Consider the following 347-nt stretch of genomic DNA (forward strand, 5'->3'; position numbering starts at 1 on the left):
CGGGCTCTTCCGGAGCCGGTGTTCTCGGTGGGGGAGCCGGGGCGTGCGCCCCGGACGCCGGCCGAGGAGACGCTGAGCGGGTTGTTCGCCGAGGTTCTGGGCTTGGACTCGGTGGGTGTGGACGAGTCGTTCTTCGACCTCGGCGGCGATTCGATCGTTGCGATTCAGCTGGTCGCGCGGGCGCGGGCGGCGGGGCTGGTGTTCTCGGCGCGGGACGTGTTCCGCCGCCGCACGGTCGAAGCTCTCGCGGCGGTCGCCACTTCCGTGCTCACCCACGATGCCGGTGCGGCTGATGACGAACCGACCGGTGAAGTGCCTGCGACGCCGGTGATGGCGTTGTTCGGCGG

The 347-nt window shown here is 71.2% G+C and carries 1 protein-coding gene; it reads left to right on the top strand.

Translation table 11 applies throughout. The annotated features are described in order from the left end of the window. Positions 1 to 81: 81 nt before the first annotated feature. A partial coding sequence (locus FKN01_RS32345) for a phosphopantetheine-binding protein (protein ID WP_313906195.1) occupies positions 82 to 347 on the top strand: 266 nt, incomplete at its 3' end.

Source organism: Streptomyces sp. 130, assembly GCF_007096885.1.
Taxonomy (GTDB): Bacteria; Actinomycetota; Actinomycetes; order Streptomycetales; family Streptomycetaceae; genus Streptomyces.